This is a genomic window from Pseudomonas fluorescens, from assembly GCF_902497745.1.
In the GTDB taxonomy this organism is placed as follows: domain Bacteria; phylum Pseudomonadota; class Gammaproteobacteria; order Pseudomonadales; family Pseudomonadaceae; genus Aquipseudomonas; species Aquipseudomonas fluorescens_BM.
In genome coordinates, this window is sequence record NZ_CABVHJ010000023.1 from 93,197 (window position 1) to 118,401 (window position 25,205).

Annotated in this window: 21 protein-coding genes and 1 rRNA gene; 8 read left to right on the plus strand and 14 right to left on the minus strand. The window is 59.1% G+C overall.

Features of this window, described 5'->3' with window-relative positions; genetic code table 11:
• Positions 1-4: 4 nt before the first annotated feature.
• Positions 5-298 (minus strand): putative quinol monooxygenase, encoded by a 294-nt coding sequence (locus F8N44_RS26945; RefSeq protein ID WP_150652447.1) that lies wholly within the window; start codon positions 296-298, stop codon positions 5-7.
• Between the two features lie 119 nt (positions 299-417).
• On the opposite strand from F8N44_RS26945, the gene F8N44_RS26950 reads away from it, so the two are divergent.
• The 3 genes from F8N44_RS26950 (at position 418) to F8N44_RS26960 (ending at position 3,920) form a co-directional block, all read left to right on the plus strand.
• Positions 418-1,347 (plus strand): LysR family transcriptional regulator, encoded by a 930-nt coding sequence (locus tag F8N44_RS26950; protein ID WP_127925719.1) that lies wholly within the window; start codon positions 418-420, stop codon positions 1,345-1,347.
• A gap of 317 nt (positions 1,348-1,664) precedes the next feature.
• Positions 1,665-2,399: an ArsR/SmtB family transcription factor gene (locus F8N44_RS26955; protein WP_150652448.1), complete on the plus strand. Its 735-nt coding sequence runs from the start codon at positions 1,665-1,667 to the stop codon at positions 2,397-2,399.
• Positions 2,400-2,537: 138 nt separating this feature from the next.
• Complete coding sequence (locus F8N44_RS26960; RefSeq protein ID WP_150652449.1) at positions 2,538-3,920, plus strand: MFS transporter; 1,383 nt, start codon at positions 2,538-2,540, stop codon at positions 3,918-3,920.
• Between the two features lie 121 nt (positions 3,921-4,041).
• On the opposite strand, the gene F8N44_RS26965 is transcribed toward F8N44_RS26960, so the two are convergent.
• The 3 genes from F8N44_RS26965 to F8N44_RS26975 all read right to left on the minus strand — a co-directional run bounded on the left by F8N44_RS26965 (position 4,042) and on the right by F8N44_RS26975 (position 7,260).
• Positions 4,042-4,995, minus strand: coding sequence for an adenosine deaminase (locus F8N44_RS26965; RefSeq protein ID WP_008082147.1), 954 nt, complete (start codon positions 4,993-4,995; stop codon positions 4,042-4,044).
• Positions 4,996-5,075: 80 nt separating this feature from the next.
• Positions 5,076-6,041, minus strand: coding sequence for a 2-oxoglutarate and iron-dependent oxygenase domain-containing protein (locus tag F8N44_RS26970; RefSeq protein WP_150652450.1), 966 nt, complete (start codon positions 6,039-6,041; stop codon positions 5,076-5,078).
• Positions 6,042-6,186: 145 nt separating this feature from the next.
• The gene (locus F8N44_RS26975; protein ID WP_077570867.1) at positions 6,187-7,260 is read right to left on the minus strand and encodes a BMP family ABC transporter substrate-binding protein; all 1,074 of its coding nucleotides are present in this window, start codon (positions 7,258-7,260) and stop codon (positions 6,187-6,189) included.
• Positions 7,261-7,547: 287 nt separating this feature from the next.
• Here F8N44_RS26975 and F8N44_RS26980 point away from each other — a divergent pair, with 287 nt between their 5' ends.
• A complete protein-coding gene (locus F8N44_RS26980; protein WP_150652451.1) occupies positions 7,548-8,639 on the plus strand; it encodes a calcium:proton antiporter in 1,092 nt (363 codons plus the stop codon).
• A 124-nt stretch (positions 8,640-8,763) separates the two neighbouring features.
• Here the strand turns inward: F8N44_RS26980 and F8N44_RS26990 are convergent, their stop codons facing one another.
• From F8N44_RS26990 to F8N44_RS27005, 3 genes are all read right to left on the minus strand, one after another.
• Complete coding sequence (locus F8N44_RS26990) at positions 8,764-10,122, minus strand: 8-oxoguanine deaminase (RefSeq protein ID WP_150652453.1); 1,359 nt, start codon at positions 10,120-10,122, stop codon at positions 8,764-8,766.
• Between the two features lie 250 nt (positions 10,123-10,372).
• Positions 10,373-11,059, minus strand: coding sequence for an SDR family oxidoreductase (locus F8N44_RS27000; RefSeq protein WP_150652454.1), 687 nt, complete (start codon positions 11,057-11,059; stop codon positions 10,373-10,375).
• A 22-nt stretch (positions 11,060-11,081) separates the two neighbouring features.
• Positions 11,082-11,432 (minus strand): MerR family transcriptional regulator, encoded by a 351-nt coding sequence (locus F8N44_RS27005; protein WP_150652455.1) that lies wholly within the window; start codon positions 11,430-11,432, stop codon positions 11,082-11,084.
• A gap of 83 nt (positions 11,433-11,515) precedes the next feature.
• Between F8N44_RS27005 and F8N44_RS27010 the strand changes: the two genes are divergently transcribed.
• Entirely contained in the window at positions 11,516-11,932 is a 417-nt protein-coding gene (locus tag F8N44_RS27010; protein ID WP_150652456.1) for a hypothetical protein, read from the plus strand.
• Between the two features lie 59 nt (positions 11,933-11,991).
• On the opposite strand, the gene F8N44_RS27015 is transcribed toward F8N44_RS27010, so the two are convergent.
• The 7 genes from F8N44_RS27015 to F8N44_RS27045 all read right to left on the minus strand — a co-directional run bounded on the left by F8N44_RS27015 (position 11,992) and on the right by F8N44_RS27045 (position 19,966).
• Positions 11,992-12,918 (minus strand): ABC transporter permease, encoded by a 927-nt coding sequence (locus F8N44_RS27015; protein WP_150652457.1) that lies wholly within the window; start codon positions 12,916-12,918, stop codon positions 11,992-11,994.
• Positions 12,918-14,024 (minus strand): ABC transporter permease, encoded by a 1,107-nt coding sequence (locus tag F8N44_RS27020; protein WP_150652458.1) that lies wholly within the window; start codon positions 14,022-14,024, stop codon positions 12,918-12,920. Before F8N44_RS27020 ends, F8N44_RS27015 begins: the two co-directional genes overlap by 1 nt.
• Before the next feature lie 13 nt (positions 14,025-14,037).
• The gene (locus F8N44_RS27025; protein WP_150652459.1) at positions 14,038-15,585 is read right to left on the minus strand and encodes an ABC transporter ATP-binding protein; all 1,548 of its coding nucleotides are present in this window, start codon (positions 15,583-15,585) and stop codon (positions 14,038-14,040) included.
• A gap of 621 nt (positions 15,586-16,206) precedes the next feature.
• Positions 16,207-16,788 (minus strand): IMPACT family protein, encoded by a 582-nt coding sequence (locus tag F8N44_RS27030; protein ID WP_150652460.1) that lies wholly within the window; start codon positions 16,786-16,788, stop codon positions 16,207-16,209.
• Positions 16,789-16,795: 7 nt separating this feature from the next.
• Positions 16,796-17,446 (minus strand): TetR/AcrR family transcriptional regulator, encoded by a 651-nt coding sequence (locus F8N44_RS27035; RefSeq protein WP_038360732.1) that lies wholly within the window; start codon positions 17,444-17,446, stop codon positions 16,796-16,798.
• A gap of 88 nt (positions 17,447-17,534) precedes the next feature.
• On the minus strand, positions 17,535-18,923 hold the full coding sequence (locus F8N44_RS27040) for a uracil-xanthine permease family protein (protein WP_150652461.1): 1,389 nt from the start codon (positions 18,921-18,923) through the stop codon (positions 17,535-17,537).
• 122 nt (positions 18,924-19,045) lie between these two features.
• Positions 19,046-19,966 carry a LysR family transcriptional regulator gene (locus F8N44_RS27045; RefSeq protein ID WP_150652462.1) on the minus strand — a complete coding sequence of 307 codons (921 nt, stop codon included), beginning with the start codon at positions 19,964-19,966 and terminating at the stop codon, positions 19,046-19,048.
• Between the two features lie 138 nt (positions 19,967-20,104).
• Here F8N44_RS27045 and F8N44_RS27050 point away from each other — a divergent pair, with 138 nt between their 5' ends.
• From F8N44_RS27050 to F8N44_RS27065, 3 genes are all read left to right on the plus strand, one after another.
• Complete coding sequence (locus F8N44_RS27050; protein ID WP_150652463.1) at positions 20,105-21,454, plus strand: aspartate aminotransferase family protein; 1,350 nt, start codon at positions 20,105-20,107, stop codon at positions 21,452-21,454.
• Positions 21,455-21,530: 76 nt separating this feature from the next.
• Positions 21,531-23,024 (plus strand): CoA-acylating methylmalonate-semialdehyde dehydrogenase, encoded by a 1,494-nt coding sequence (locus F8N44_RS27055; protein ID WP_038360740.1) that lies wholly within the window; start codon positions 21,531-21,533, stop codon positions 23,022-23,024.
• A 571-nt stretch (positions 23,025-23,595) separates the two neighbouring features.
• Positions 23,596-25,132: ribosomal RNA gene (locus F8N44_RS27065) — 16S ribosomal RNA — on the plus strand.
• Positions 25,133-25,205: the final 73 nt, after the last annotated feature.

The window sequence follows — 25,205 nt, forward strand, 5'->3', positions numbered from 1 at the left end:
GGAATCAGGCAATCGCGCCGAGGCGCTTGAGCTGGAAGTGTTCGATGGTGTCGCCGGCGCTGGCCTGGAAGTGCCGAAAGTGCGCACTGGCGTTGTGCGCCTCCAGAATCGCTTCGCTGGCCCAGTGTTCGATCACATAAAACACCTGCGGGTCGGCGAGGTCGCGGTGCAAATCGTATTGGCTGCAACCGTCTTCGGCGCGGCTCGGTTCAACCAGTGCGCGCAGGCCCTGTTCGAGACGATCCTGCTGGCCGGGTTTGGCGATCAGGGTGGCGATGGCGGTGAATGGCTGGGACATGCTCGGCTCCAGAGAAGCGGGATGAATTCGATGGAGAGATGATTGGCTATTTCTCTGCGAGATAAAACCGGCTAAAAGAGCAGTCTCTTTCAATATTTTTTTGATAATCGAGGCTGACCATGTTGCGTTTCGATGACTTGCAGTTGTTTGTCCGGGCAGCGGATCTGGGCAGTCTGTCGGCGGCGGCGCGGGTGATGGACATGTCTGCCGCCGTGGCCAGCGCGGCATTGAAGCGGATCGAACAGCAATTGGGCGCACGCTTGCTGGCGCGTTCGACCCGCAGCCTGCGCCTGACCGCCGAGGGCGAAGGCTTTCTCGAATACGCGCGGGCGGCGCTGAGTAATCTTGATGAAGGCCGGCGTTTGCTCGCCAGTGGCCAGGATCAGGTCAGCGGGGTCTTGCAGTTGTCGGCGCCTTCGGACTTCGGCCGTAACCTGTTGCTGCCGTGGCTCGATGAGTTCCAGCGTGAGCACCCGAAACTGACCGTGCGCTTGCTGCTCGGCGACCGCATCGCCGATCTGTTCCGCCAGCCAGTGGACATCGCCTTGCGCTATGGCGAGCCGGAAGACTCAAGCCTGGTCGCCTTACCCATCGCCCCGCACAACCGCCGCGTGCTGTGCGCTTCCCCGGCGTATCTGGCCCGGCACGGCGAACCGCGCCAGCTCGAACAGCTGGCTCAGCACAACTGCCTGCTGTACATGCTCGGCAGCCGGGTGCATGACCATTGGAGTTTTCACGACGGCAAACGTGAAGTCGGTCTGACCGTCAGCGGTGACCGTTTCAGCGACGACGCTGACGTCGTGCGCCTGTGGGCGGTGGCCGGTGCCGGGATTGCCTACAAATCGTGGCTGGACGTCGGCGCCGATGTGCTCGCCGGCAGGCTCAAAGTGCTGTTGCCGGAGCTGCTCTGTGAGCGCGCACCGCTGAATCTGTTGTGCGCCCATCGCGCCCAATTGAGTAAGCCGGTGAACCTTCTGAGGGAAATGCTCGCCAGCCGATGCGCTGATTTGAGTAGTCAATTTCCCGTTTTTCCCAAAGATGATCATTAGTCGCAGGTAAATAGAGAAATTTCTGTCAGGAACAATCACCACCTGTGCAGGCCCCGGCGCGGGACGCGGCAGCTAACCCGCTTATACTAGCGCCCGCCTCACGCCAGCACCGACACCCCGGCCCGGAGACCCTCGCACCGCGTCGCCAGTCTTCGAGTGACGGTCGCGCAACTGCTGCGGGTTCTGTGCCGGAGCAGGCTGCGTCAGTAGCTTGCCTCGCCCCGGTTCATGGCGATTTTCGCGTCTTGGCCGATGACTCATTACCGGCCAAGATGTCTCCGAGCAGTAGACGATACGATTCAACAGGGAGTGAACACATGGAACATGCACCTTGCATCAGCCAGATCGCCACGTTGCTGGCCGACCCCAAGCGCAGCGCGATGATGTGGGCGTTGATGGATGGCTCGGCCCGGCAAACCGAGGAGCTTGCGCTACTGACAGGGCTGTCGCCATCGTCGGCCAGCGCGCATCTGGCGCGGCTATCCACGGGTGGTCTGTTGAAGGTCGAAGTCCGTGGTCGCAAACGGTTTTTCCGTCTCTCGGCACCGGAAGTCGGTGCTGCGATAGAAGCATTGGCCAGCGCCACTATCGCCAGTGCTCCACGGGACATTCCCGAGGTGTTCAAGCGCACCACTCCGATGGCCAAGCCGCAAACTGCACCGTCCTCGCTGCTGCGCGCGCGTTTTTGCGATGACCACCTGGGCGGTACACTGGCCGCCGATCTGTACCAGCGGCTGCTGGATGCCGGCTGGATCGAACAACTTGAACAACGCGTCGTGGTAACTCTCAAGGGGGCGAAATTGCTGGCCGGCCGCGGTGTGTTCATCCAGGCGCTGGCCCATCGCAATGTGCAAGTGGCGTGCGCTTGTCCGGACTGGAGCGAGCGTCGCCCGCACATGGGTGGCTCACTCGGCGCGGCGTTGCTGCAGTTGTTCATGCAGTCCGGCTGGCTGACCCTGCCCAACGACTCTCGGGCCTTGCAATTGACGGCTATCGGCCAACGGGAGCTGCATCGCTTCGCCAAGGAAGCCGAGCTGGAAATGGCGTTGTAGAGCACCGCACATTCGACGCCTGGGAAGCACCGGTGCTTCTGGCGTCGTCCACGACTGCGAACATGTCGCATCCAGCACGAACGCCGAAACGCTATCGCGCACACTCGATCCGGGGATATTTCGGATGGGGGAGGCGGCATGGACACACATGGCTACAGCGCGGCAGAACGCTTGGAGCGACTGCCGATCAGCGGTTATCACCGGATCATTTTCATCATCATCGCCCTGGCGTTTTTCTTCGACTCCATGGACCTGGCGATGATGACGTTCCTGCTCGGCTCAATCAAAGCCGAGTTCGGTCTGAGCAGCGCGCAAGCGGGTCTGCTCGCCAGTTCGAGCTTCTTCGGCATGGTGCTGGGGGCGTCGCTGTCCGGCATGCTCGCCGATCGTTTCGGGCGCAAACCGGTGTTTCAGTGGAGCATCGTGCTGTGGGGCGTGGCCAGCTACCTGTGTTCGACGGCGCAAACGGTCGAGACGCTGACGCTGTTCCGCATCTTGCTGGGGATTGGCATGGGCATGGAATTTCCGATCGCCCAGTCGATGCTGTCCGAGCTGATTCCGGCGCAACGCCGGGGTCGTTACATCGCGTTGATGGATGGCTTCTGGCCGCTGGGTTTCGTGGCGGCCGGCGTGCTGTCTTACTTTCTGCTGCCGTTGATTGGCTGGCGCGACATCTTCCTGGTGTTGGCGGTGCCGGCGGTGTTTGTGCTGGCGATCCGCTTTTTCATTCCCGAGTCACCGCGCTGGCTGGAGCAGGCTGGAAAGCATGAGGCGGCAGACAAGGTGCTGAACGGCATCGAGGCGCGGGTGCGTTCGTCGCTCGGCGGTGTCGCGTTGCCGGAACCGATTCGATTGCCGCGTACCGTGACGCCGCCGGGCAATTTCTTCGCGGCGCTCAAGCAGATCTGGTCGCCGCAATACCGTCAGCGTACGACGATGATCTGGAGCTTGTGGTTTTTCGCGCTGCTGGGATTTTATGGTCTGACGTCGTGGCTCAGCGCGTTGCTGCAACAGTCGGGTTTTGCCGTGACGCAGTCGGTGTATTACACGGTGCTGATTTCCCTTGGCGGGATTCCAGGATTTTTGATGGCTGCATGGCTGGTCGAGCGCTGGGGGCGCAAACCGGTGTGCATCGTCACGTTGCTCGGCGGCGGGGTGATGGCGTTTCTCTATGGGCAGAGCGCGGTGTTCGGCGGCAACGTTGCGCTGCTGATCGGCACCGGACTGTTGATGCAGTTTTTCCTGTTCGGCATGTGGGCGGTGCTCTACACCTATACGCCGGAGCTCTATCCAACGTCGGCGCGGGCAACCGGTTCGGGCTTCGCCTCGGCGATTGGCCGGGTTGGCTCGCTGCTCGGGCCATTAGTGACGGGGCTGGTGTTCCCGATTACCGGGCAGGGCGGGGTGTTCGCGCTGGGGGCAGCGTGTTTCGCGATAGCGGCGGGGGTGGTGTGGTTGTTCGGGATGGAGACGCGCGGGAAAACCCTGGAGGAACTGACTGAAACCCAAATCCCAGGCTGAACAAAGAACCCACTGTGGGAGCGAACCTGCTCGCGAAAGCGGAGTGTCATTAAACGAAAATGTTAACTGACACTCCCTCTTCGCGAGCAGGCTCGCTCCCACATGGGTACTTCGGTGTTGCTTAGGGTTTTACCAGGCGCGCATCCAGGCTGTTCTGCGCCAGGCGCTTGGCCTGATCCTGGGTCATGCCCAAATGTTCATGCAGCGCGTAGAAATTCTCGGTTACGTAACCACCGAAGTACGCCGGGTCATCGGAGTTCACCGTGACCTTCACGCCACGCTCAAGCATGTCGAGAATGTTGTGCTGCGACATGTGATCGAACACGCAAAGCTTGGTGTTCGACAGCGGGCACACGGTCAGCGGGATCTGCTCGTCGATGATCCGCTGCATCAAACGCTCGTCTTCGATAGCGCGCACGCCATGGTCGATACGCTGGATTTTCAGCAGGTCGATGGCTTCCCAGATGTACTCTGGCGGGCCTTCTTCGCCAGCGTGGGCAACGGTCAGGAAGCCTTCGTGACGGGCACGATCGAACACGCGCTGAAACTTGCTCGGCGGGTGGCCCATCTCGGAACTGTCGAGGCCGACCGCGACAAACGCGTCACGGAATGGCAGTGCCTGGTCCAGAGTTTTCTCGGCTTCTTCTTCGCTGAGGTGGCGCAGGAAGCTGAGGATCAAACCGCTGGTGATGCCCAGTTGCTGCTCGCCATCCTTCAATGCGGCTGCGATGCCGTTGAGTACCACTTCGAACGGGATGCCGCGGTCGGTGTGGGTCTGCGGATCGAAGAACGGTTCGGTGTGAATCACGTTCTGTGCTTTGCAGCGCAGCAGGTAGGCCCAGGTCAGGTCATAGAAATCCTGCGAGGTGCGCAGCACGTCGGCGCCCTGGTAATACAGGTCGAGGAACTCCTGCAGATTGTTGAAGGCATAAGCCTTGCGCAGGGTTTCGACATCGTTCCACGGCAGGGCGATCTTGTTGCGCTCGGCCAGGGCGAACAGCAGCTCGGGCTCAAGCGAGCCTTCCAGGTGCAGGTGCAGTTCAGCCTTGGGCAAGGCGTTGAGCCAGTCGTACATATTCTTTTCTCATCAGGTGCAATGGCGGCATTCTACAGATGCTCGCCGAAACAATTGGCAAAACCTGACCAAGCGATCCATCACACCGCTTCCTGTTCGCGGCGATAGGCGTAGGTATCGGCGAAGCGCGACAGCAGGAATTCGGCGCAGGTGGTGGTCGGATATTTCGCCGGATGCTGTGCGTCCTGACAACCGGGCAGGCATTCGATGCGCGTGTCAGGGTGTGGCTCGGCAAAGAACGGCATCGAATAGCGATCTACCCCGAGCGGGCTGATCACCCGGTGCGGGGTCGAGCGATAACGGTCGTTGCTCCAGCGCGCCATCATGTCGCCGAGGTTGACCACGAAGGTGCCGTCGATCGGTGGGGCATCGATCCATTCACCTTTGACGTTCTTCACTTGCAGGCCGCCGGCGCTGTCCTGATAGAGCAGGGTGATGCAGCCGTAATCGGTGTGCGCGCCGGCGCCTTGCTGCTCGGCGGAGCTGGCGGTGTGGCGCGGTGGGTAGTGGATCATGCGCAGGACGCTGACCGGATCAGCGAAGCGGCTGTCGAAGAAGTCACGTTCGATGTTCAGCGCGATAGTCATCGCCCGCAGCAAGGTTTGCGCGAGGGTTTGCATGTCGAGGTAATGCTGTTCCATCAATTCAGCCCATCCTGCTTGCGCGGGATGACGGTTCGGACCGCGTAACGGTTTTTCGGCGAGCACGTCAGGATGGTTGGCCGGCAGGTGCAGGCCCATGTCGAAGGTTTCTTTCAGGTCGCTGGGTTTGCTCGGATCGAGTTGCTCGGTGGCGATGGCGCCGTAGCCGCGATGGTGGCGGGTCTGGGTGATGTCGATTTTGAGTTTTTCCGCTGCGGGCAGAGCAAAGAAACGCTGAGTCTGATCAAGCACCGCGTCGATGCGCTGCGCTGAAATCGGGTGACCCTTGATGTAGAAGAAACCCCATTCGCGGCAGGCCAGGTCGATCTGTTTTGCCACGGCAGGCCAGGCGTTTTCGTCGTCGCTATAGAGCGGGCTGATGTCGATGATCGGAAGCTGATCCATACACAATCCTTGAATACGCTGTGTTTCCAATGTGGGAGCGAGCCTGCTCGCGAAGAGGGAGTGTCAGACAACATTTTTGTTTAATGACACACCGCTTTCGCGAGCAGGCTCGCTCCCACAGGGTTTTGTGTGGTGAATCGGGGGATTACTTCGGCATCTCAGCTTTCATGCCTTCCACGTAATAGTTCATCGACGCCAGTTCCGCATTCGTCGCACTCACGCCCGCCGGGATTTTCTCGACACCGGCCTGATCCTTGATCGGCCCGGTAAACGGCTGGAACGCACCGCTCTTGATATCGGCAATGATCTGCTCGGCCTCGGCTTTCACCGGCGCCGGCACCAGATCGCTGATCGGCAGTTCAACCGTGCCTTCCTTCAACCCACCCCAGTAATCCTGCGATTTCCACGTGTGGTCGATCACGCTTTGCGTCGCTTGAATATAGTGCGGGGCCCAGTCGTTGACGATCGAGGTCAGCACCGCTTTCGGCCCGAAATGCGCCATGTCCGAGGCATAACCTACCGCGTACACGCCACGACGTTCGGCGGCCTGAATCGGCGCCGGGCTGTCGGTGTGCTGGAACACCACGTCGACGCCCTGATCGATCAGCGCGTTGGCCGCATCGGCTTCCTTGCCCGGGTCGAACCACGAGTTGACCCACACCACTTTGATCTCGGTGCCTGGGTTGTACTTGTTCAAGGCCAGTTGAATCGAGTTGATATCGCGGATCACCTCGGGGATCGGGAACGAAGCGACGTAACCGATCTTCTTGGTCTTGGTCATCTTCGCCGCGAGGAAACCGCCGACGTAGCGCCCCTCGTAGGTGCGCGCCAGGTAGGTGCCGAGGTTCTTGTCTTGCTTGTAGCCGGTGGCGTGTTCGAAGGTTACCTTGGGAAATTGCTTGGCGACCTTCAATGTCGGGTTCATGTAGCCGAAGGAGGTGGTGAAAATCAGGTCGTAGTTGTCCTTGGCCATGTTGCGGATGACCCGCTCGGCGTCGGCGCCTTCAGCGACGTTCTCGACGTAGTTGGTGGTGATCTGCGTACCGAGTTTTTCTGCGAGAGCCTTGCGCCCCTGTTCATGCTGATACGTCCAGCCGTGGTCACCGATCGGGCCGATGTAGACGAAACCGACCTTCAGCGGATCGGCAGCGCTGGCGCTCAGGCTGATCCCCAGACCGAGGGCGGCGCACAGCAGTTTGTGCAGCGGACGTATTTGCATGAATTGGAGCTCCGTTTTGTTGTGTGTGGTCAGGGCCAATGCAAATTGCTGACCAAAAGGACAACAAACCCTGCCGAAACCGAGGCACGGCCTTCGCGAGCAAGCTCGCTTCCACATTGAAATGCGGTCACCTGTGGGAGTGAGCTTGCTCGCGAACGGGCCGGCGAGGCCAATAAAAGTGCATGCCTGAAATCAGCTGCTATCGGTTGGTGCGCTAAGGTGTAACGAAACGTTAGCGCCGCTCCGCAGTCAGTAGCTCATTCGCACTCTTCGGCAAAAGGCCCGCCATGCTCACCATCCTCAAGCAAGAAAGCTTTCTGCTCCTGGCCGTCATCGCCGCGTGCGTCGCCTATCCGTTGGAACACTGGATGCTGCACAGCGGCCAGATCGTCGCGTTGATCGGCGGTCTGGTGCTGATCGCCTTCATCGTCGCCGCCTCGATGCGCGTCGCTCATCACGCCGAATTGCTCGCGGAAAAAGTTGGCGACCCTTACGGCACCATGATCCTGACCCTCGCCGCCGTTCTCGTCGAAGTGGTGATTCTGGCAATCATGATGAGCAACGAAGCGTCGCCCACGTTGGTGCGCGACACGATCTATTCGGCAGTGATGCTCGACATCAACGGCATCCTTGGCCTCGCCGCGCTGATGGGCGGGATCAAGCACGGCGAACAGTCCTACAACGACGATTCCGCGCGCAGCTACAGCGTGATGATCCTCACCGCCATGGGCGTGTCGATGGTAGTGCCGGAATTTATTCCCGAGGCCAACTGGAAGATTTATTCGGCGTTCACCATCGGTGCGATGGTGGTGCTGTACGCGCTGTTTCTGCGCATGCAGGTCGGCCCGCACAGTTACTTTTTCAGCTACAGCTACCCGGATAAACGCCGTAAGAAAGAACCGCAGGACGCGCAGGAGAAAGCATCGAGCATCGGCCTGTCGATCGGCATTCTGGTGTTTGGCATTGTGGTGATCGGCGCACTGGCCGAAGTGATGTCGAAGACCCTCGATCTGGGCCTGGAAGGCACGGGCGCACCGCCGGTGATCACGGCGATTCTGGTCGCGGCGATTTCCGCGGCGCCGGAAATTTTGACCGCGTTGCGTGCAGCGTTGGCCAACCGTATGCAGTCGGTGGTGAACATTGCGATGGGCGCGTCACTGTCGACGGTGATTCTGACGGTGCCGGTGATGGAAGCAATGGCCCTGTACACCGGCCAGCCGTTTCAGATGGCGATGACGCCGGTGCAGACGGTGATGATCTTCATCACGCTGATCGTCAGTGCGATCAACCTAAATGATGGTGAGACCAATGCCATTGAGGGCATGACCCACTTCGTATTGTTTGCGACCTTCATCATGCTGTCCCTGCTGGGCCTTTGAGGCTGACAGAAACCAATGTGGGAGCGAGCCTGCTCGCGAAAGCGGTGTGTCATTCAACAAACATGTTGTCTGACATTCCCGCTTCGCGAGCAGGCTCGCTCCCACAGTTTTGAACGGCGGTGTATCAGGTACCGGCGATCAACTGGCGAGCCGCCTGGCTGTGATCGGCGATCAGGCCTTTCAGATCCAGCCCTTCAACCTGACCATCCACCACGCGCCACTTGCCGCCAATCATCACCCGATCCGCCCGATCCGCGCCGCACAACAACAGCGCCGAAACCGGATCATGACTACCGGAGAAACGCAGCTCATCGAGCTTGAACAATGCCAGATCCGCCTGCTTGCCCACGGCAATCTCACCAATATCGGTACGGCCCAACAAGCTCGCCGAACCCTTGGTCGCCCAGCCCAGCACGCGCTCCGGGGTGATCTTCTCGGCGCCGTAACGCAGACGCTGGATGTACAACGCCTGACGCGCTTCGAGAATCATGTTCGAGGCATCGTTGGACGCCGAACCATCCACGCCCAGACCAAACAGCGCACCGGCATCAGTCAGATCGATACTCGGGCAGATCCCGGAGGCCAGACGCATGTTCGAACTCGGGCAATGGCAGATGCCGGTGCCAGCCTGACCGAGGCGGGCGATTTCGTCCGGGTTGAAATGGATGCCATGGGCCAGCCAGGTGCGCGGGCCGAGCCAGCCGACGCTGTCCAGGTAATCGACGGTGCGCAGGCCGAAGCGCTGCAGGCAGAAATCTTCTTCGTCGAGGGTTTCGGCCAGATGCGTGTGCAGACGCACGTCGAGCTTGTTCGCCAGTTCGGCGCTGGCCGACATGATTTCCGGGGTCACCGAGAACGGCGAGCACGGCGCCAGCGCGATCTGGATCTGCGCGCCATCGCCACGCTCGTGGTACTCGTGAATCAGGCGCTGACTGTCGTCGAGAATCACCTGACCTTCCTGCACGGTCTGCTGCGGCGGCAGGCCGCCGTCCTTCTCGCCGAGGCTCATCGAACCCCGAGTGAGCATGGCGCGCATGCCCAGTTCGCGGACGCTTTCGACTTGCACGTCGATGGCATTTTCCAGACCGTCCGGGAACAGGTAGTGATGGTCGGCCGCGGTGGTGCAGCCCGACAGCAGCAATTCAGCTAACGCTACTTTGGTGGCGAGCGCGAGCTTCTCAGGTGTCAGGCGCGCCCACACCGGGTAAAGGGTTTTCAGCCACGGGAACAACGGCTGATTGACCACCGGCGCCCAGGCGCGAGTCAGGGTTTGATAGAAATGATGGTGGGTGTTGATCAGGCCCGGCAGGATCACATGCTCGCGGGCATCGAACACTTCATTGCACGGCGCCGATGGCTGCTGACCGGCGGCAAGCACTTCGACGATGACACCGTCTTGCACGACAAGACCGCCACGGGCATCGAGCTCGTTGGAAGTGAAAATGGCGAGGGGATTTTTTAACCAGGTACGGGTCGCGGGCATGTTGCCGGCTCCTCTGAAAATGGGGTTCAGGGTTGCCAGCTCAGTGATGCCCTGTCTGCTGATCCAGGGTCGCCGCGTGGACGAGGTGCGCAGTTTCAAACAAATTGTTGCAGCGGGCAAGCCCAATCCGACAGGACAACATCACCAAAATACACAACCCCTGTAGGAGCTGCCGAAGGCTGCGATCTTTTGATTTTTTTTTAGATCAAAAGATCGCAGCCTTCGGCAGCTCCTACAGGGGGATCATCAATTACCAGGGGATGGTTTCGCCCTTGTAGTTGATGAAGTGATGCCCGCCCTTGCCGGTGTACGCATTCACCTGATCGACCAACCCACGGGTGCTGGTTTCCACATCAAGGTCAGCCCCTTCACCACCCATATCGGTCTTCACCCAACCCGGATGCAGCGACAACACCGTCATCTTCTGCTCACCCAGTTGCGTGACAAAACTGTTGGTCATCGAATTCAGCGCAGCCTTGCTCGCCTTATACAGCGCCAGCTCCGGCGCGTCCGGCACCGTCACGCTGCCCAGCCCGGAACTCATGAACGCCAGCACACCGCTGCCGTCACGAATCTGCCCGGCAAAACGCTGGGCCAGATTGATCGGCGCCACCGCGTTGGTGAAGAACAACTGACCGACTTCGGCCAATGTAGCGCCGCCCGGGGTCTGATCGGCCGGGCCTTTGACCCCGGCGTTGACGAACAGCAGGTCGAAGGTTTCGCCCTTGAGCTGTTGGCTCAGAGCAATGACCGCTTGCTGGTCGTCCATGTCGAGCTTCTCGATCCGCACCGTGCCCAGCGCTTGCAGCGCCTCAGCATTGGCAGGATTGCGCACGGTGGCGGTGACTTGCCAGCCGTCGGCCAGCAGGGTTTTCACCAGACCGAGGCCAAGGCCCCGGGAGGCGCCGATGATCAGTGCGTTTTTTGCAGACATGATGGGCTTCCTTGATGAATGAGGATCATGGATTCAATGGACAGGCCTGACCGAGGCGAAGTTGCAACTCCTGACGCAACGCGTCGAGCTCGCGCATGCGGGTTTCGATCAGTTGCAGTTTGTCGCGCAGAAGTTGCGCCACGGCGTTGTCCGGATCGGGTGCGTTCCACAATGCCGCAACACTGTCGCCGATCTCGCCGAGGGTAAATCCCAGGCGCTGTGCTGTTTTGATATAGAGCACCAGTTGCACCATCTCCGGCGGATAGTCGCGGTAACCGTTAGCACTACGCTGCGCCGCAATCAACCCGCGCTGCTCATAGAAACGCAGGGTGTCACGGCTGACGGCGCTGGCGTGGGCTAATTCACCGATGCGCATGGCGACTCTCAAAAGGGCTATTGACCCTGGAGCATACTCCAGGCTTTACCGTGCTTGCTCCCTGAATTTCCGGAGCAAGGATGATGTGGACTTCAACGCAGTATCGCAATGTGGTGCGTGGCAGCGCCTGGTATGACCTGATCGTCACGGCAGCGTTTGCCACGCCGTGGAGTTTTACGGTTTTGCATGGATTTTTGACCGCGCTGAATTTGCCCGGCGAACTGCCGGCGTTTCAGCCTGTGCATCTGTTGATGGCGAATCTGTTGGGTTCGGTGGTGTGCGTGTGGGCGGTGCTGCGGATTCGCGATCCGCAGGCGCTTTATGGACGGTATGACGCGGTGGCCAGGTTTCTGTTTGCGGCTTGGCAGGCGTATGCCTTGCTGCATGGCGCCAGTTCGATATTGCTGGTTTTCCTGGTCCTCGAGTTAGCGTGGGGCATTGCTCAGGTGTTGCCTGTGCGGACGCCTTCGCGAGCAAGCTCGCTCCCACAGGGGATGTGAGTGAGCTCGGTCAACTGTGGGAGCGAGCTTGCTCGCGAAGAGGCCAGTAAATTCACCCCTTAATGCCCCGCCTGCCAAGGCTGCCCAAGCGACACCGGCGCATACAACCGCGTCCGCAACGCATCCCGCGACAACAGCACCAACACCACAATTGTCGCCACATACGGCAGCATCGCCAGCAAACTCGACGGAATCGCCAGCCCCAACCCCTGCGCCACCAGGTGCAGGATGCTGGCGAGGCCAAACAGATACGCCCCGAGCAACAACCGCCATACTCGCCAACTGGCAAACACCACCAGCGCCAGGGCGATCCAGCCACGCCCGGCGGTCATGTTTTCCGCCCACATCGGCGTGTACGCCAGCGACAAATACGCTCCGGCCAGCCCGGCCATCGCCCCGCCGAACAGCACCGCCAACGTGCGCACGGTCAACACCGGCAACCCCATCGCACTGGCCGCATCCGGATTCTCGCCGACCGCTTGAATGATCAACCCGACACGACTTTTGATGATCACCCACGCCACCAGCGCAAACAGCGCGAACGACAGATACACCAGCAGATCCTGAGCAAACAGCATCCGCCCGATCAGCGGAATCTCACTCAGATAAGGAATCGCCCACGGCTCAAAACCGGCCAGCGGTTTGCCCACCCAGGCCGCCCCAACAAACGTCGACAGCCCGACACCAAAAATCGTCAACGCCAAACCGGTCGCAACCTGATTGGCGTTGAACACCAACGCCACCAAGGCAAACAGCGACGACAACAGCATTCCGGCGAGCATCGCCAGCAACACGCCAAGCCACAGATTGCCGCTGTTCAGCGCGACGATAAAACCGATCACCGCGCCAAACAGCATCATCCCTTCCTGGCCAAGATTGAGCACGCCGCTCTTCTCGCAGATCAGTTCACCCAGCGCCACCAGCAACAGCGGCGTGCCGCAGCGCACCATGGCGTAGAAAATATTGCTCAACAGATCGATATCCATCACAGCGCTCCGGCGGTTACGGCAGTGGTCGACGTGCGCTTCACCCAGCGCAGGTTCAGGCGTGGCCGATAGAGGATCAGCACGTCACTGGCGAGCAGGAAAAACAGCATCATTCCCTGGAACAACTGGGTGATCGCTTGCGGCAGATTCATCGTCATCTGTGCGCTCTCGCCACCGATGTACAGCAGCGCCATCAGCAGGCTGGAAAACAGAATCCCGATCGGATTGAGGCGCCCAAGAAAAGCCACGGTAATCGCCGCATAGCCATACCCCGGCGAAACCTGCGGCACCAATTGCCCAATCGGTCCGGTGACTTCGCAGACACCCGCCAGCCCGGCCAAGCCACCACTGATCAACAGCGCCAGCCAGATCAAACGCTTCTCGCGAAAGCCGACGAACCCCGCCGCACGCTTGTCCAGCCCAAGCACTTTGATCTGAAAACCGACAAAGCTTTTCTGCAACAACACCCACACCGCAACCAGTGCGAGCAAGGCGAAATACACCCCGGCGTGCACGCGGCCATCCTCCATCAGCAGCGGCAAACGACTGGCGTCGCCGAACATCGCCGACTCGGGAAAGTTGAACCCGGCCGGATCCTTCAACGGCCCGTGCACGCAGAACAGCAGCAGGTTCAGGGCGATGTAATTGAGCATGATGCTGGTGAGGATTTCGTTGGCGTTGAAGCGTGTGCGCAACCAAGCGGTCAGCCCGGCCCACGCCGCACCAGCGACGGTGCCGGTGAGCAGAATAAATACCAGCGCCCAACGACTTTGCATGCCGATGATGTTCACCGCCAAGGCGCTGCCGGCAAGCGCGCCGAGGAGTAATTGGCCTTCGGCGCCGATGTTCCAGATTCGTGCCTGATACGCCACGGCCAGACCCAGTGCGCAGAGCAGAATCGGCAGCGCTTTGACCAGTAATTCGGAGACGCCATACAAATCGCTGACCGGCGCGACCAGCAGCGTGTGCAAGGTTTGCAGCGGGTCGTGGCCAAGGGCGATAAACAGCAGCGAGCCGCAGCCAAGCGTCAGCGCCGCCGCCAGTAATGGCGAGCACCACAGCATCAAGCGCGATTGCTGGCCACGGGGTTCGAGGAAAAGCAACATGTGGAAAACTCCGTTAAACCGTGGCGGCTGAAGGTGAATGATCGAACTGGCCGGCCATCCAGCCGCCGACGTCGCTGAGTTGGGTATCGGTGGTGTTGTGCAGCGCCGACAAACGTCCACCGCACAACGCGCCTAGGCGGTCGCTGATCTGGAACAGTTCGTCTAGGTCTTCGGAAATCACCAGAATCGCCGCGCCGGCATCGCGCAACGCGATCAATGCACGGTGAATGGTCGCGGCAGCGCCGACGTCCACGCCCCAGGTCGGGTGCGCGGCGATCAGCAGTTTCGGTTGCTGAAGGATTTCCCGGCCGAGGATGAATTTCTGCAGGTTGCCGCCGGACAAACTGCGCGCGGCGGTTTGCGTGTCTGGGGTTTTCACGCCGAAGCGCTGGATGATCTGTTGCGCGAGGGCTTGGACTTTGCCGCGTTCGATCAAGCCGTGGCTGACCAAGCCTTGCTGGAAAGCGGTGAGCAGGGCGTTGTCGGCCAGACTCAATTCCGGCACCGCGCCATGGCCGAGACGCTCGGCGGGGACGAACGCCAGGCCCAGTTTGCGTCGCGCATCCGGGCGCAGGTCGGCGACATGTTGCTCCGCGAATCGAATAGTCGCCGCTTCGGCGCGAGGCAGGATTTGCTCGCCGCTGAGCAGCGCAAGCAACTCATCCTGACCATTACCGGCGACCCCGGCGATGCCGACGATTTCACCGCTGCGCACTTCCAGGTCGATGTCTTTGAGCGAGCAGCCAAACGGGTCCGGATTGTGCCAACTCAATCCGCTAATCCGTAAAAACGTCGTGCCGCCACTGACCTTCGGGTAATCGCCAATCAACGCCGCTGCTTCGCCGACCATCAGCTGCGCCAACTGCTGATCCGAACATTCGGCTGGCACGCAATGTCCGGCAACTCGCCCGCCGCGCAAAACTGTCGCGCTGTGACACAGCGCCCGTACTTCGCCAAGTTTGTGGCTGATAAACAGAATACTGCAGCCTTCGGCAGCGAGGCGACGCAGGGTAATGAACAATTCCTCGGCCTCCTGCGGCGTCAGCACCGAAGTCGGTTCGTCGAGAATCAACAGGCGAATGTCCTGCATCAGGCAGCGAATAATCTCCACTCGTTGCCGCTCGCCGATCGACAGGCTGTGGACAAGTCTCTCGGGTTCCAGCGCCATGCCGTAGCGGCGCGACACTTCGCGAATCTTCGGTTCCAGTTGTTTCGGTGTGCCGGCCGCAGCACCCATCGCCAGCGCAATGTTCTGCGCCACGCTGAGGGTTTCGAACAGGGAGAAATGCTGGAACACCATGCCGATGCCCAACTGCCGCGCCTGTGCAGGGTTGCGGATATTGACCCGTTGCCCCTGCCAGAGCATCTCGCCCGAATCAGCCTGGGTGACGCCGTAGATAATCTTCATCAGGGTACTTTTGCCCGCACCGTTTTCACCGAGCAGGGCATGGATTTCCCCCGGCGCGATGCTCAGGTCAATGGCGTCATTGGCCAGACAGCCGGGGTAGCGTTTGCTGATATGGCGCAATTGCAGGCGCGGGAGGGGAGGGGCTATTGGCATGACAGGCTCGACTTGCTTGGAGTTGTGCCTGTGGATAAAGCAATTTCCTGGCCATTGGGTCAGGAACCCGAGCGGGCCGCGTGTGCAAGTGCCTGAAGCAGAGCATTGCCTTCAAAATTGGTTGGGCTCACGGCACCAATTCAGAGCAAAGCCGTTGATCGGGCTCCAGTTTTGCCCGTCGGCAACTGATCAAAAAACGAGCAAATCCGTGGGGGCTAGGAAGAACCTGCGACTGCGGCGGTCATGAACGGGTTATCCACAGGTTGCTCCACAGTTATTGTGCGCAAGCCGACAACCCGGGCATAAGCACTGCGGTGCTTTCTTCTAATGGTGATAAACCGAGCTAACTATCTGTTTCTGTTTGGAATTTTCGTTTCGTCGGGTGAATTGAACGAAAAGTGAACAAACCGCGCAAAGCCACGTGACAGAAGGGTTACAGCGTTATGTGCTCAGGTTATCCACAGTCGGGTGCACAGCAGATGTGGGCAAGTCCGGGGAAAAACGGAAAAGGGTGATGCCCTAAAAGATCGCAGCCTTCGGCAGCTCCTGCAGGGGAACGCATTTCGAGTGTAGGAGCTGCGGAACGCTCGGGCCGCGATCGGACGATCTTTTGATCTTGCTTCACCGCTGCAACAAAATCCGCCCACGACTCAAATCGGCTAGCTGCGTTTGCAAGATATCGATCTGCGCTTCCCCCACAGCCAACTTCAACTCAACGCCGTTTGCCGTGAAGTTTTCTTCGACAACCAATCCACCCAAGTCCGCAACCCGCAACTTCACCAACGCCAACTCGGCAAACCCGCAGGCACAGCTCAACGGCACCCGACTGATCAGTTCAACCTTCGCCGCGGTCTGCAGGCACTTGTTCGCACCACCGCCATAAGCCCGGGCCAAACCGCCCGTGCCGAGTTGAATACCACCGTACCAACGAATCACCAGCACCGCGACCTGATCGCAGTCCTGCGCTTCGATCGCCGCCAGAATCGGTCGACCCGCCGTGCCGCCCGGTTCGCCGTCGTCATTGCTGCGATATTGATCGCCGAGTTTCCACGCCCAGCAATTGTGCGAGGCGTTGAGATCGCTGTGTTGTTCGAAGAACGCCTGCGCCTCGGCAGGGCTGTTGATCCGCGTGGCGAAAGTGATAAAGCGGCTTTTGCGAATCTCTTCGCGGTACTCGCAAAAACCGCTGAGGGTGAAAGGCATAAACGTCTTATAGAGGAGGAGTGAGGCCGCAGCCTTTGAGAATGATGCGGATCAGGTTGTTGCCGGCGTCTTCCATGTCTTGCTTGGTCAACTTGCTGCGACCGCTGACGCGACAGATTTGCGTGGCAAAGTCAGCGTAATGTTGGGTGCTGCCCCACAACAGGAAGATCAGATGCACCGGATCGACCGGGTCCATTTTGCCCGCATCGATCCACGCCTGAAACACCGCTGCGCGGCCGGTGAACCAGGCGCGGTAATCCTGATTGAAATATTCGCTCAGACATTCGCCGCCGCTGATCACTTCCATCGCAAAGATCCGCGAGGCCTGTGGCTGGCGGCGGGAGAATTCCATTTTGGCGCGAATATAGCGGGTCAGCGCTTCGGCCGGATCGTCTTCGGCGGTAAGGGTGTTGAAGGTGCTGTCCCACAGCTCAATGATGTTGCTCAGCACCGCCACGTACAAACCGAGTTTGTTGGTGAAGTAGTAATGCAGGTTGGCCTTGGGCAACCCGGCATTCTGCGCGATGGTGTTCATGCTGGTGCCTTTGTACCCGTGACGGGCGAACTCGTCTTCGGCGGCTTTGAGGATGGTCTCTTCGTTTTTCTGACGAATGCGGCTGGCGGGTTTGCCGCCATGGGCTGGGACTTCAAAGGTCATAGGCACTTCCGGGTTTGTCTGTGGGTGCAACCAGTTGCGTTGATAGCGCACCCACAGGCATCCGACAAGTCTTTGCGCGATAAAACCGTTACGCCTGTTCGATCTTGTTCAGCGGCGCGTGCGCTTCAGCGGCCTCGGTTTTCGATTCCGGCAGCAACAGGCACAGGATAATTGCGGTCAGGCCGCCGCTGGTGATCGCCGAATCAAACAGGTTCTGCACCAGTTTCGGCAACAAGTGCAGCAGGTTCGGCTGCGCAGCAATGCCCAAGCCTACTCCGAACGAAGTGGCGATGATCAACATGCTGCGGCGATCCAGCGGCGACTGCGCGAGGATGCGCACGCCGGCAGCGGCCACCGCGCCGAACATCACCAGGGTCGCGCCACCGAGTACCGGTTTTGGAATCTGTTGCAGCACCGCGCCGATCATCGGGAACATTCCGAGACAAAACAGGATCGTGCCGATGTACAAACCGACATAGCGACTGGCAACGCCGGTCAGCTGGATCACGCCGTTGTTCTGCGCAAACGTGGTGTTGGGGAAGGCGCTGAAGGTCGCGGCGATCATGCAACTGACGCCATCGCCGAGGACGCCACCGCGCAGGCGGCTTATATAAGAAGGGCCACTAATCGGTTGGCGAGCGAGCATGCAATTGGCAGTGAGGTCGCCGACGGTTTCGATGGTGCTGATCAGATAAATCAGCGCGACCGGCAGGAAAGCCGTCCAGTCGAAGCTGAAGCCAAACTTGAACGGTGTAGGAAAACTCACCAGTGGCAAGTCAGGTAAAGGCTGCGGCACCAGTTTCCCACTGAACCACGCGGCCAGGCTGCCGAGCAGCAAACCGATGATGATTGCCGACAAGCGCACCCATGGCGTGTTCGAACGGTTGAGCAGAATGATGGTCAGCAACACAAACACGCCCAGCGCCAGATTGCCCGGCGCACCGAAGTCCGGCGCATTGAAGCCACCGCCCAGATCGGTGATGCCGACCTTGATCAGGCTGATACCGATCAGGGTGATGACGATACCGGTCACCAACGGCGTAACGACTCGACGCAATTGACCGATGAAACGGCTGAGGACGATCTGCACGATTGCGCCGAAAAAGCACACACCGAAGATCATCGCCAGAATGTCTTCCGGGCTGCCGCCGCGTTGCTTGACCAGAAACCCGGCCGACAGCACCGCACCAAGAAAAGCAAAACTGGTGCCTTGCAGACAGATCATTCCCGCCCCGATGCCGAACGGCCGCCGCGCCTGAATGAACGTGCCGACGCCCGAAACCATCAACGCCATGCTGATCAGATACGGCAAGTGCGCGGTCAGCCCCAATGCTGAACCAATCACCAGCGGCGGGGTGATGATGCCGACGAAACTGGCGAGCACGTGTTGTAGCGCCGCGAGAGTTGCGGCGAGTGGTTTGGGGCGGTCGTTGAGGCCGTAGATCAGGTCGCTGGATTGTTCGGAATCTGGCTGCATGGCTGAAGGCTTCTTGTTGAAGGATCGGAGTTGATCCTGCTTTGCAAAAAGCTGTCCACTTGCTCAGGTTATTCAAAGAATTTGTTGTTTAGGCCCAACCCCGCTGGGCCTTGCTGGATTTTTCAGCGCGTCGCGGCAAGGCTTTCCAGAAAGCTTTCCAGCACCAAATGAGTGCGCCGCCCCTTGCGCGTGACCGATGCCAGACTCAAGTCGTAAAACCGCGTTCCTGGTTTTAAAGCACGCAAGCGACCTTGCTGCACCCAGAGACTGGCGTAGTGATCCGGCAGATATCCAATGTAACGCCCGGTCAAAATCAGAAACGCCATGCCCTCACGGTCCGAGGCACTGGCGGTGCAATTGAGCGCCTGGTAATGCGCCTGAATATCCGCCGGCAGACGAAAGGTCGGGGCAATCGCGTCCTGACTGTTTAGACGTTCGTCATCCAGTTGCTTGTCATCGACATAAAACAACGGATGCCCCACTGCGCAATAGAGCAGCGAGCGCTCGCTGTACAGCGGTTGATATTCCAGTCCCGACAACGCACTGGCCTGCGGCACCACACCGACATGCAGTCGCCCATCGAGCACGCCTTGCTCGACTTCATTCGGCGCAATCATGCGTATCTGGATCTGCACATCCGGCCCGCGTTCCTTCAACTGGGCGAGGGCGTGAGTGATGCGCATGTGGGGCAGGGTGACGAGGTTGTCGGTCAGGCCGATGATCAGCTCACCGCGCAAATGCTGGTGCAGGCCGTTGACCTCAGTGCGGAAACTTTCCAGCGCACTTAATAGTTGCAGCGCCGATTGATACACCTCACGGCCTTCTTCGGTCAGCGAAAACCCGGCGCGGCCGCGCTGACACAAACGTAAACCGAGACGCTGCTCCAGATCGCTCATCTGCTGGCTGATCGCCGAGCGACCGATGCCGAGCACGGTTTCCGCCGCCGAGAAGCCGCCGCACTCCACCACGCTGCGGAATATCCGCAGCAGGCGAATATCAAAGTCACTGACCTGGGCCAGCGGATCGGGGCGACGGCTGCTCATATTGTTGTTCTCATTGTTTAGCAAAGTTCTAACTGAACGTTAGAAGAGTTGAATTTCACAGACTTTATCCGCGTGGCAATTTAGCTGCAACAACGCTTTTTATCTCCCTGACGCTTATGCCCTGCGAGGTTTTGCCCGATGAACATGCCTGAAAACGCTCAGTCGCCACTGGCCAGCCAACTGAAGCTGGACGCGCACTGGATGCCGTACACCGCCAACCGTAACTTCCAGCGCGACCCGCGTCTGATCGTTGGCGCCGAAGGCAGCTGGCTGATCGACGACAAGGGCCGCCGGGTATACGACTCGCTGTCCGGTCTGTGGACCTGCGGCGCTGGCCACACCCGCAAGGAAATTCAGGAAGCGGTTTCCAAGCAGTTGGGTACCCTCGATTACTCGCCGGGCTTCCAGTACGGCCACCCGTTGTCGTTCCAGTTGGCCGAGAAAATCACCGAGCTGACCCCGGGCAACCTCAATCACGTGTTCTTCACTGACTCGGGTTCCGAGTGCGCCGACACCGCGGTGAAAATGGTCCGTGCCTACTGGCGCCTAAAAGGTCAGGCGACCAAAACCAAAATGATCGGCCGTGCCCGTGGTTACCACGGCGTGAACATCGCCGGCACCAGCCTTGGCGGCGTCAATGGCAACCGCAAGCTGTTCGGTCAGGCGATGATGGACGTCGATCACCTGCCGCACACCCTGCTGGCGAGCAATGCGTTCTCCCGCGGCATGCCGGAGCAGGGCGGTATCGCTTTGGCCGATGAGCTGCTGAAGCTGATCGAATTGCACGATGCGTCGAACATCGCCGCCGTATTTGTAGAACCTATGGCCGGTTCCGCCGGCGTACTGGTGCCGCCGCAGGGTTACCTGAAGCGTCTGCGCGAAATCTGCGATCAGCACAGCATTCTGTTGGTGTTCGACGAAGTGATCACCGGTTTCGGCCGTACCGGCAACATGTTCGGTGCCGACACCTTTGGCGTTACTCCGGACCTGATGTGCATCGCCAAGCAAGTCACCAACGGCGCGATCCCGATGGGCGCGGTGATTGCCAGCTCCGAGATCTACCAGACCTTCATGAATCAGCCGACCCCGGAATACGCCGTGGAATTCCCGCACGGTTACACCTACTCGGCGCACCCGGTGGCTTGCGCCGCTGGCCTTGCGGCACTCGACCTGCTGCAAAAAGAAAACCTGGTGCAGAGCGTCGCGGAAGTCGCGCCGCATTTCGAAAACGCGCTGCATGGCCTGAAGGGCTCGAAGAACGTTATCGACATCCGTAACTTCGGCCTGGCCGGTGCCATTCAGATTGCCCCGCGTGACGGTGACGCCATCGTGCGTCCGTTCGAAGCGGGCATGGCCCTGTGGAAAGCCGGGTTCTACGTACGCTTCGGCGGCGACACCCTGCAGTTCGGCCCAACCTTCAACAGCAAGCCGCAAGACCTCGATCGTCTGTTCGACGCGGTCGGCGAAGTGCTGAACAAGCTCGACTGATTTTTCCTTCTATATAGCTATGCAAATAGCAGGCGCCTGTTGCGGGCGTCTGCGCACAAGAATTCAGGAGTTTTCGATGAGCGTTATCCCGCATTTGATCAATGGCGAACTGGTGACCGAGAACGGTCGCGCGGTTGATGTGTTCAATCCGTCCACCGGTCAGGCTATCCACAAGCTGCCACTGGCCAGCCAGGCAACCATCCAGAAAGCCATCGATGCCGCCAAAGCTGCGTTCCCGGCCTGGCGCAACACGCCACCGGCCAAACGTGCGCAGGTGATGTTCCGCTTCAAGCAACTGCTGGAGCAGAACGAAGCACGCATCTCGCAATTGATCAGTGAAGAACACGGTAAAACTCTGGAAGACGCCGCCGGTGAACTGAAGCGCGGTATCGAGAACGTCGAGTTCGCTTGCGCAGCGCCGGAAATCCTCAAGGGCGAGTACAGCCGCAACGTCGGCCCGAACATCGACGCATGGTCGGACTTCCAGCCGCTGGGCATTGTTGCCGGGATCACCCCTTTCAACTTCCCGGCCATGGTGCCGCTGTGGATGTACCCGCTGGCGATCGTCTGCGGCAACTGCTTCATCCTCAAACCGTCCGAGCGTGATCCAAGCTCGACACTGCTGATCGCTCAGCTGCTGCTGGAAGCCGGTCTGCCGAAAGGCGTGATGAGCGTGGTTCACGGTGACAAGACTGCAGTAGACGCGCTGATCGAAGCGCCGGAAGTCAAAGCGCTGAGCTTCGTTGGTTCGACGCCGATTGCTGAATACATCTACGCCGAAGGCACCAAGCGCGGCAAACGCGTTCAGGCACTGGGCGGCGCGAAGAACCACGCAGTGTTGATGCCGGATGCCGATCTGGATAACGCGGTCAGCGCACTGATGGGCGCGGCTTACGGTTCGTGCGGCGAGCGCTGCATGGCGATCTCGGTTGCTGTGTGTGTTGGCGATCAAGTGGCAGATGCGCTGGTGGCCAAACTGGTTCCACAGATCCAGGCACTGAAAATCGGTGCCGGCACTTCGTGCGGTCTGGACATGGGCCCACTGGTAACCGGTCAGGCGCGCGACAAAGTCAGCGGTTACGTGGATGACGGTGTGGCAGCGGGCGCGACCCTGGTGGTCGACGGTCGTGGTTTCAGCGTGGCCGGTCACGAAGAAGGTTTCTTCCTCGGTGGCTGCCTGTTCGACAACGTCACCCCGGAAATGCGCATCTATAAAGAAGAGATCTTCGGGCCGGTTCTGTGCATCGTTCGCGTGAACAGCCTGGAAGAGGCGATGCAACTGATCAACGATCACGAATACGGCAACGGCACCTGCATCTTCACCCGTGACGGTGAAGCGGCGCGTCTGTTCTGCGACGAGATCGAAGTCGGCATGGTTGGCGTCAACGTGCCGCTGCCGGTACCGGTGGCTTACCACAGCTTCGGCGGCTGGAAGCGTTCGTTGTTCGGCGACCTGCATGCCTATGGTCCGGATGGTGTGCGCTTCTATACCCGTCGCAAGGCAATCACCCAGCGCTGGCCACAGCGCGCGAGCCATGAGGCTTCGCAGTTCGCCTTCCCTAGCTTGTAAGTAGAAAGGCAGAAGGCCGACCTCATCGAGGTCGGCCTTCGTGTTTTCGGGGTTTTTTGACCGATGTGACAGAATTATGAAAATAGGTGTTGACGGCAGATTTCAGGTGTCTATAATTCGCCCCACTTCCGGCGCAGTCGAAACGGAAAACTCCTTGAGATTCAATGAGTTATGCAGGTTTCGGCAGCAGGGCGCTTCAGTTCATCGAAGCCAGAAAGGAAGTTGAAAAAGAGGTGTTGACAGCAGCGTGTAACGCTGTAGAATTCGCCTCCCGCTGACGAGAGATCGGAAGCGCAAGTGGTTGAAGTTGTTGAAGAATTCTTCGAAAACTTCTGAAAATAATCACTTGACAGCAAATGAGGCTGCTGTAGAATGCGCGCCTCGGTTGAGACGAAAGATCTTAACCAATCGCTCTTTAACAACTGAATCAAGCAATTCGTGTGGGTGCTTGTGGAGTCAGACTGATAGTCAACAAGATTATCAGCATCACAAGTTACTCCGCGAGAAATCAAAGATGTAACCAACGATTGCTGAGCCAAGTTTAGGGTTTCTTAAAAACCCAAAGATGTTTGAACTGAAGAGTTTGATCATGGCTCAGATTGAACGCTGGCGGCAGGCCTAACACATGCAAGTCGAGCGGATGAGAGGAGCTTGCTCCTGGATTCAGCGGCGGACGGGTGAGTAATGCCTAGGAATCTGCCTGGTAGTGGGGGACAACGTTTCGAAAGGAACGCTAATACCGCATACGTCCTACGGGAGAAAGCAGGGGACCTTCGGGCCTTGCGCTATCAGATGAGCCTAGGTCGGATTAGCTAGTTGGTGAGGTAATGGCTCACCAAGGCGACGATCCGTAACTGGTCTGAGAGGATGATCAGTCACACTGGAACTGAGACACGGTCCAGACTCCTACGGGAGGCAGCAGTGGGGAATATTGGACAATGGGCGAAAGCCTGATCCAGCCATGCCGCGTGTGTGAAGAAGGTCTTCGGATTGTAAAGCACTTTAAGTTGGGAGGAAGGGCAGTAAATTAATACTTTGCTGTTTTGACGTTACCGACAGAATAAGCACCGGCTAACTCTGTGCCAGCAGCCGCGGTAATACAGAGGGTGCAAGCGTTAATCGGAATTACTGGGCGTAAAGCGCGCGTAGGTGGTTCGTTAAGTTGGATGTGAAATCCCCGGGCTCAACCTGGGAACTGCATTCAAAACTGTCGAGCTAGAGTATGGTAGAGGGTGGTGGAATTTCCTGTGTAGCGGTGAAATGCGTAGATATAGGAAGGAACACCAGTGGCGAAGGCGACCACCTGGACTGATACTGACACTGAGGTGCGAAAGCGTGGGGAGCAAACAGGATTAGATACCCTGGTAGTCCACGCCGTAAACGATGTCAACTAGCCGTTGGGAGCCTTGAGCTCTTAGTGGCGCAGCTAACGCATTAAGTTGACCGCCTGGGGAGTACGGCCGCAAGGTTAAAACTCAAATGAATTGACGGGGGCCCGCACAAGCGGTGGAGCATGTGGTTTAATTCGAAGCAACGCGAAGAACCTTACCAGGCCTTGACATCCAATGAACTTTCCAGAGATGGATTGGTGCCTTCGGGAACATTGAGACAGGTGCTGCATGGCTGTCGTCAGCTCGTGTCGTGAGATGTTGGGTTAAGTCCCGTAACGAGCGCAACCCTTGTCCTTAGTTACCAGCACGTTATGGTGGGCACTCTAAGGAGACTGCCGGTGACAAACCGGAGGAAGGTGGGGATGACGTCAAGTCATCATGGCCCTTACGGCCTGGGCTACACACGTGCTACAATGGTCGGTACAAAGGGTTGCCAAGCCGCGAGGTGGAGCTAATCCCATAAAACCGATCGTAGTCCGGATCGCAGTCTGCAACTCGACTGCGTGAAGTCGGAATCGCTAGTAATCGTGAATCAGAATGTCACGGTGAATACGTTCCCGGGCCTTGTACACACCGCCCGTCACACCATGGGAGTGGGTTGCACCAGAAGTAGCTAGTCTAACCTTCGGGAGGACGGTTACCACGGTGTGATTCATGACTGGGGTGAAGTCGTAACAAGGTAGCCGTAGGGGAACCTGCGGCTGGATCACCTCCTTAATCGACGACATCAGCTGCTCCATAAGTTCCCACACGAATTGCTTGATTCATTGAAGAAGACGAAAGAAGCAGC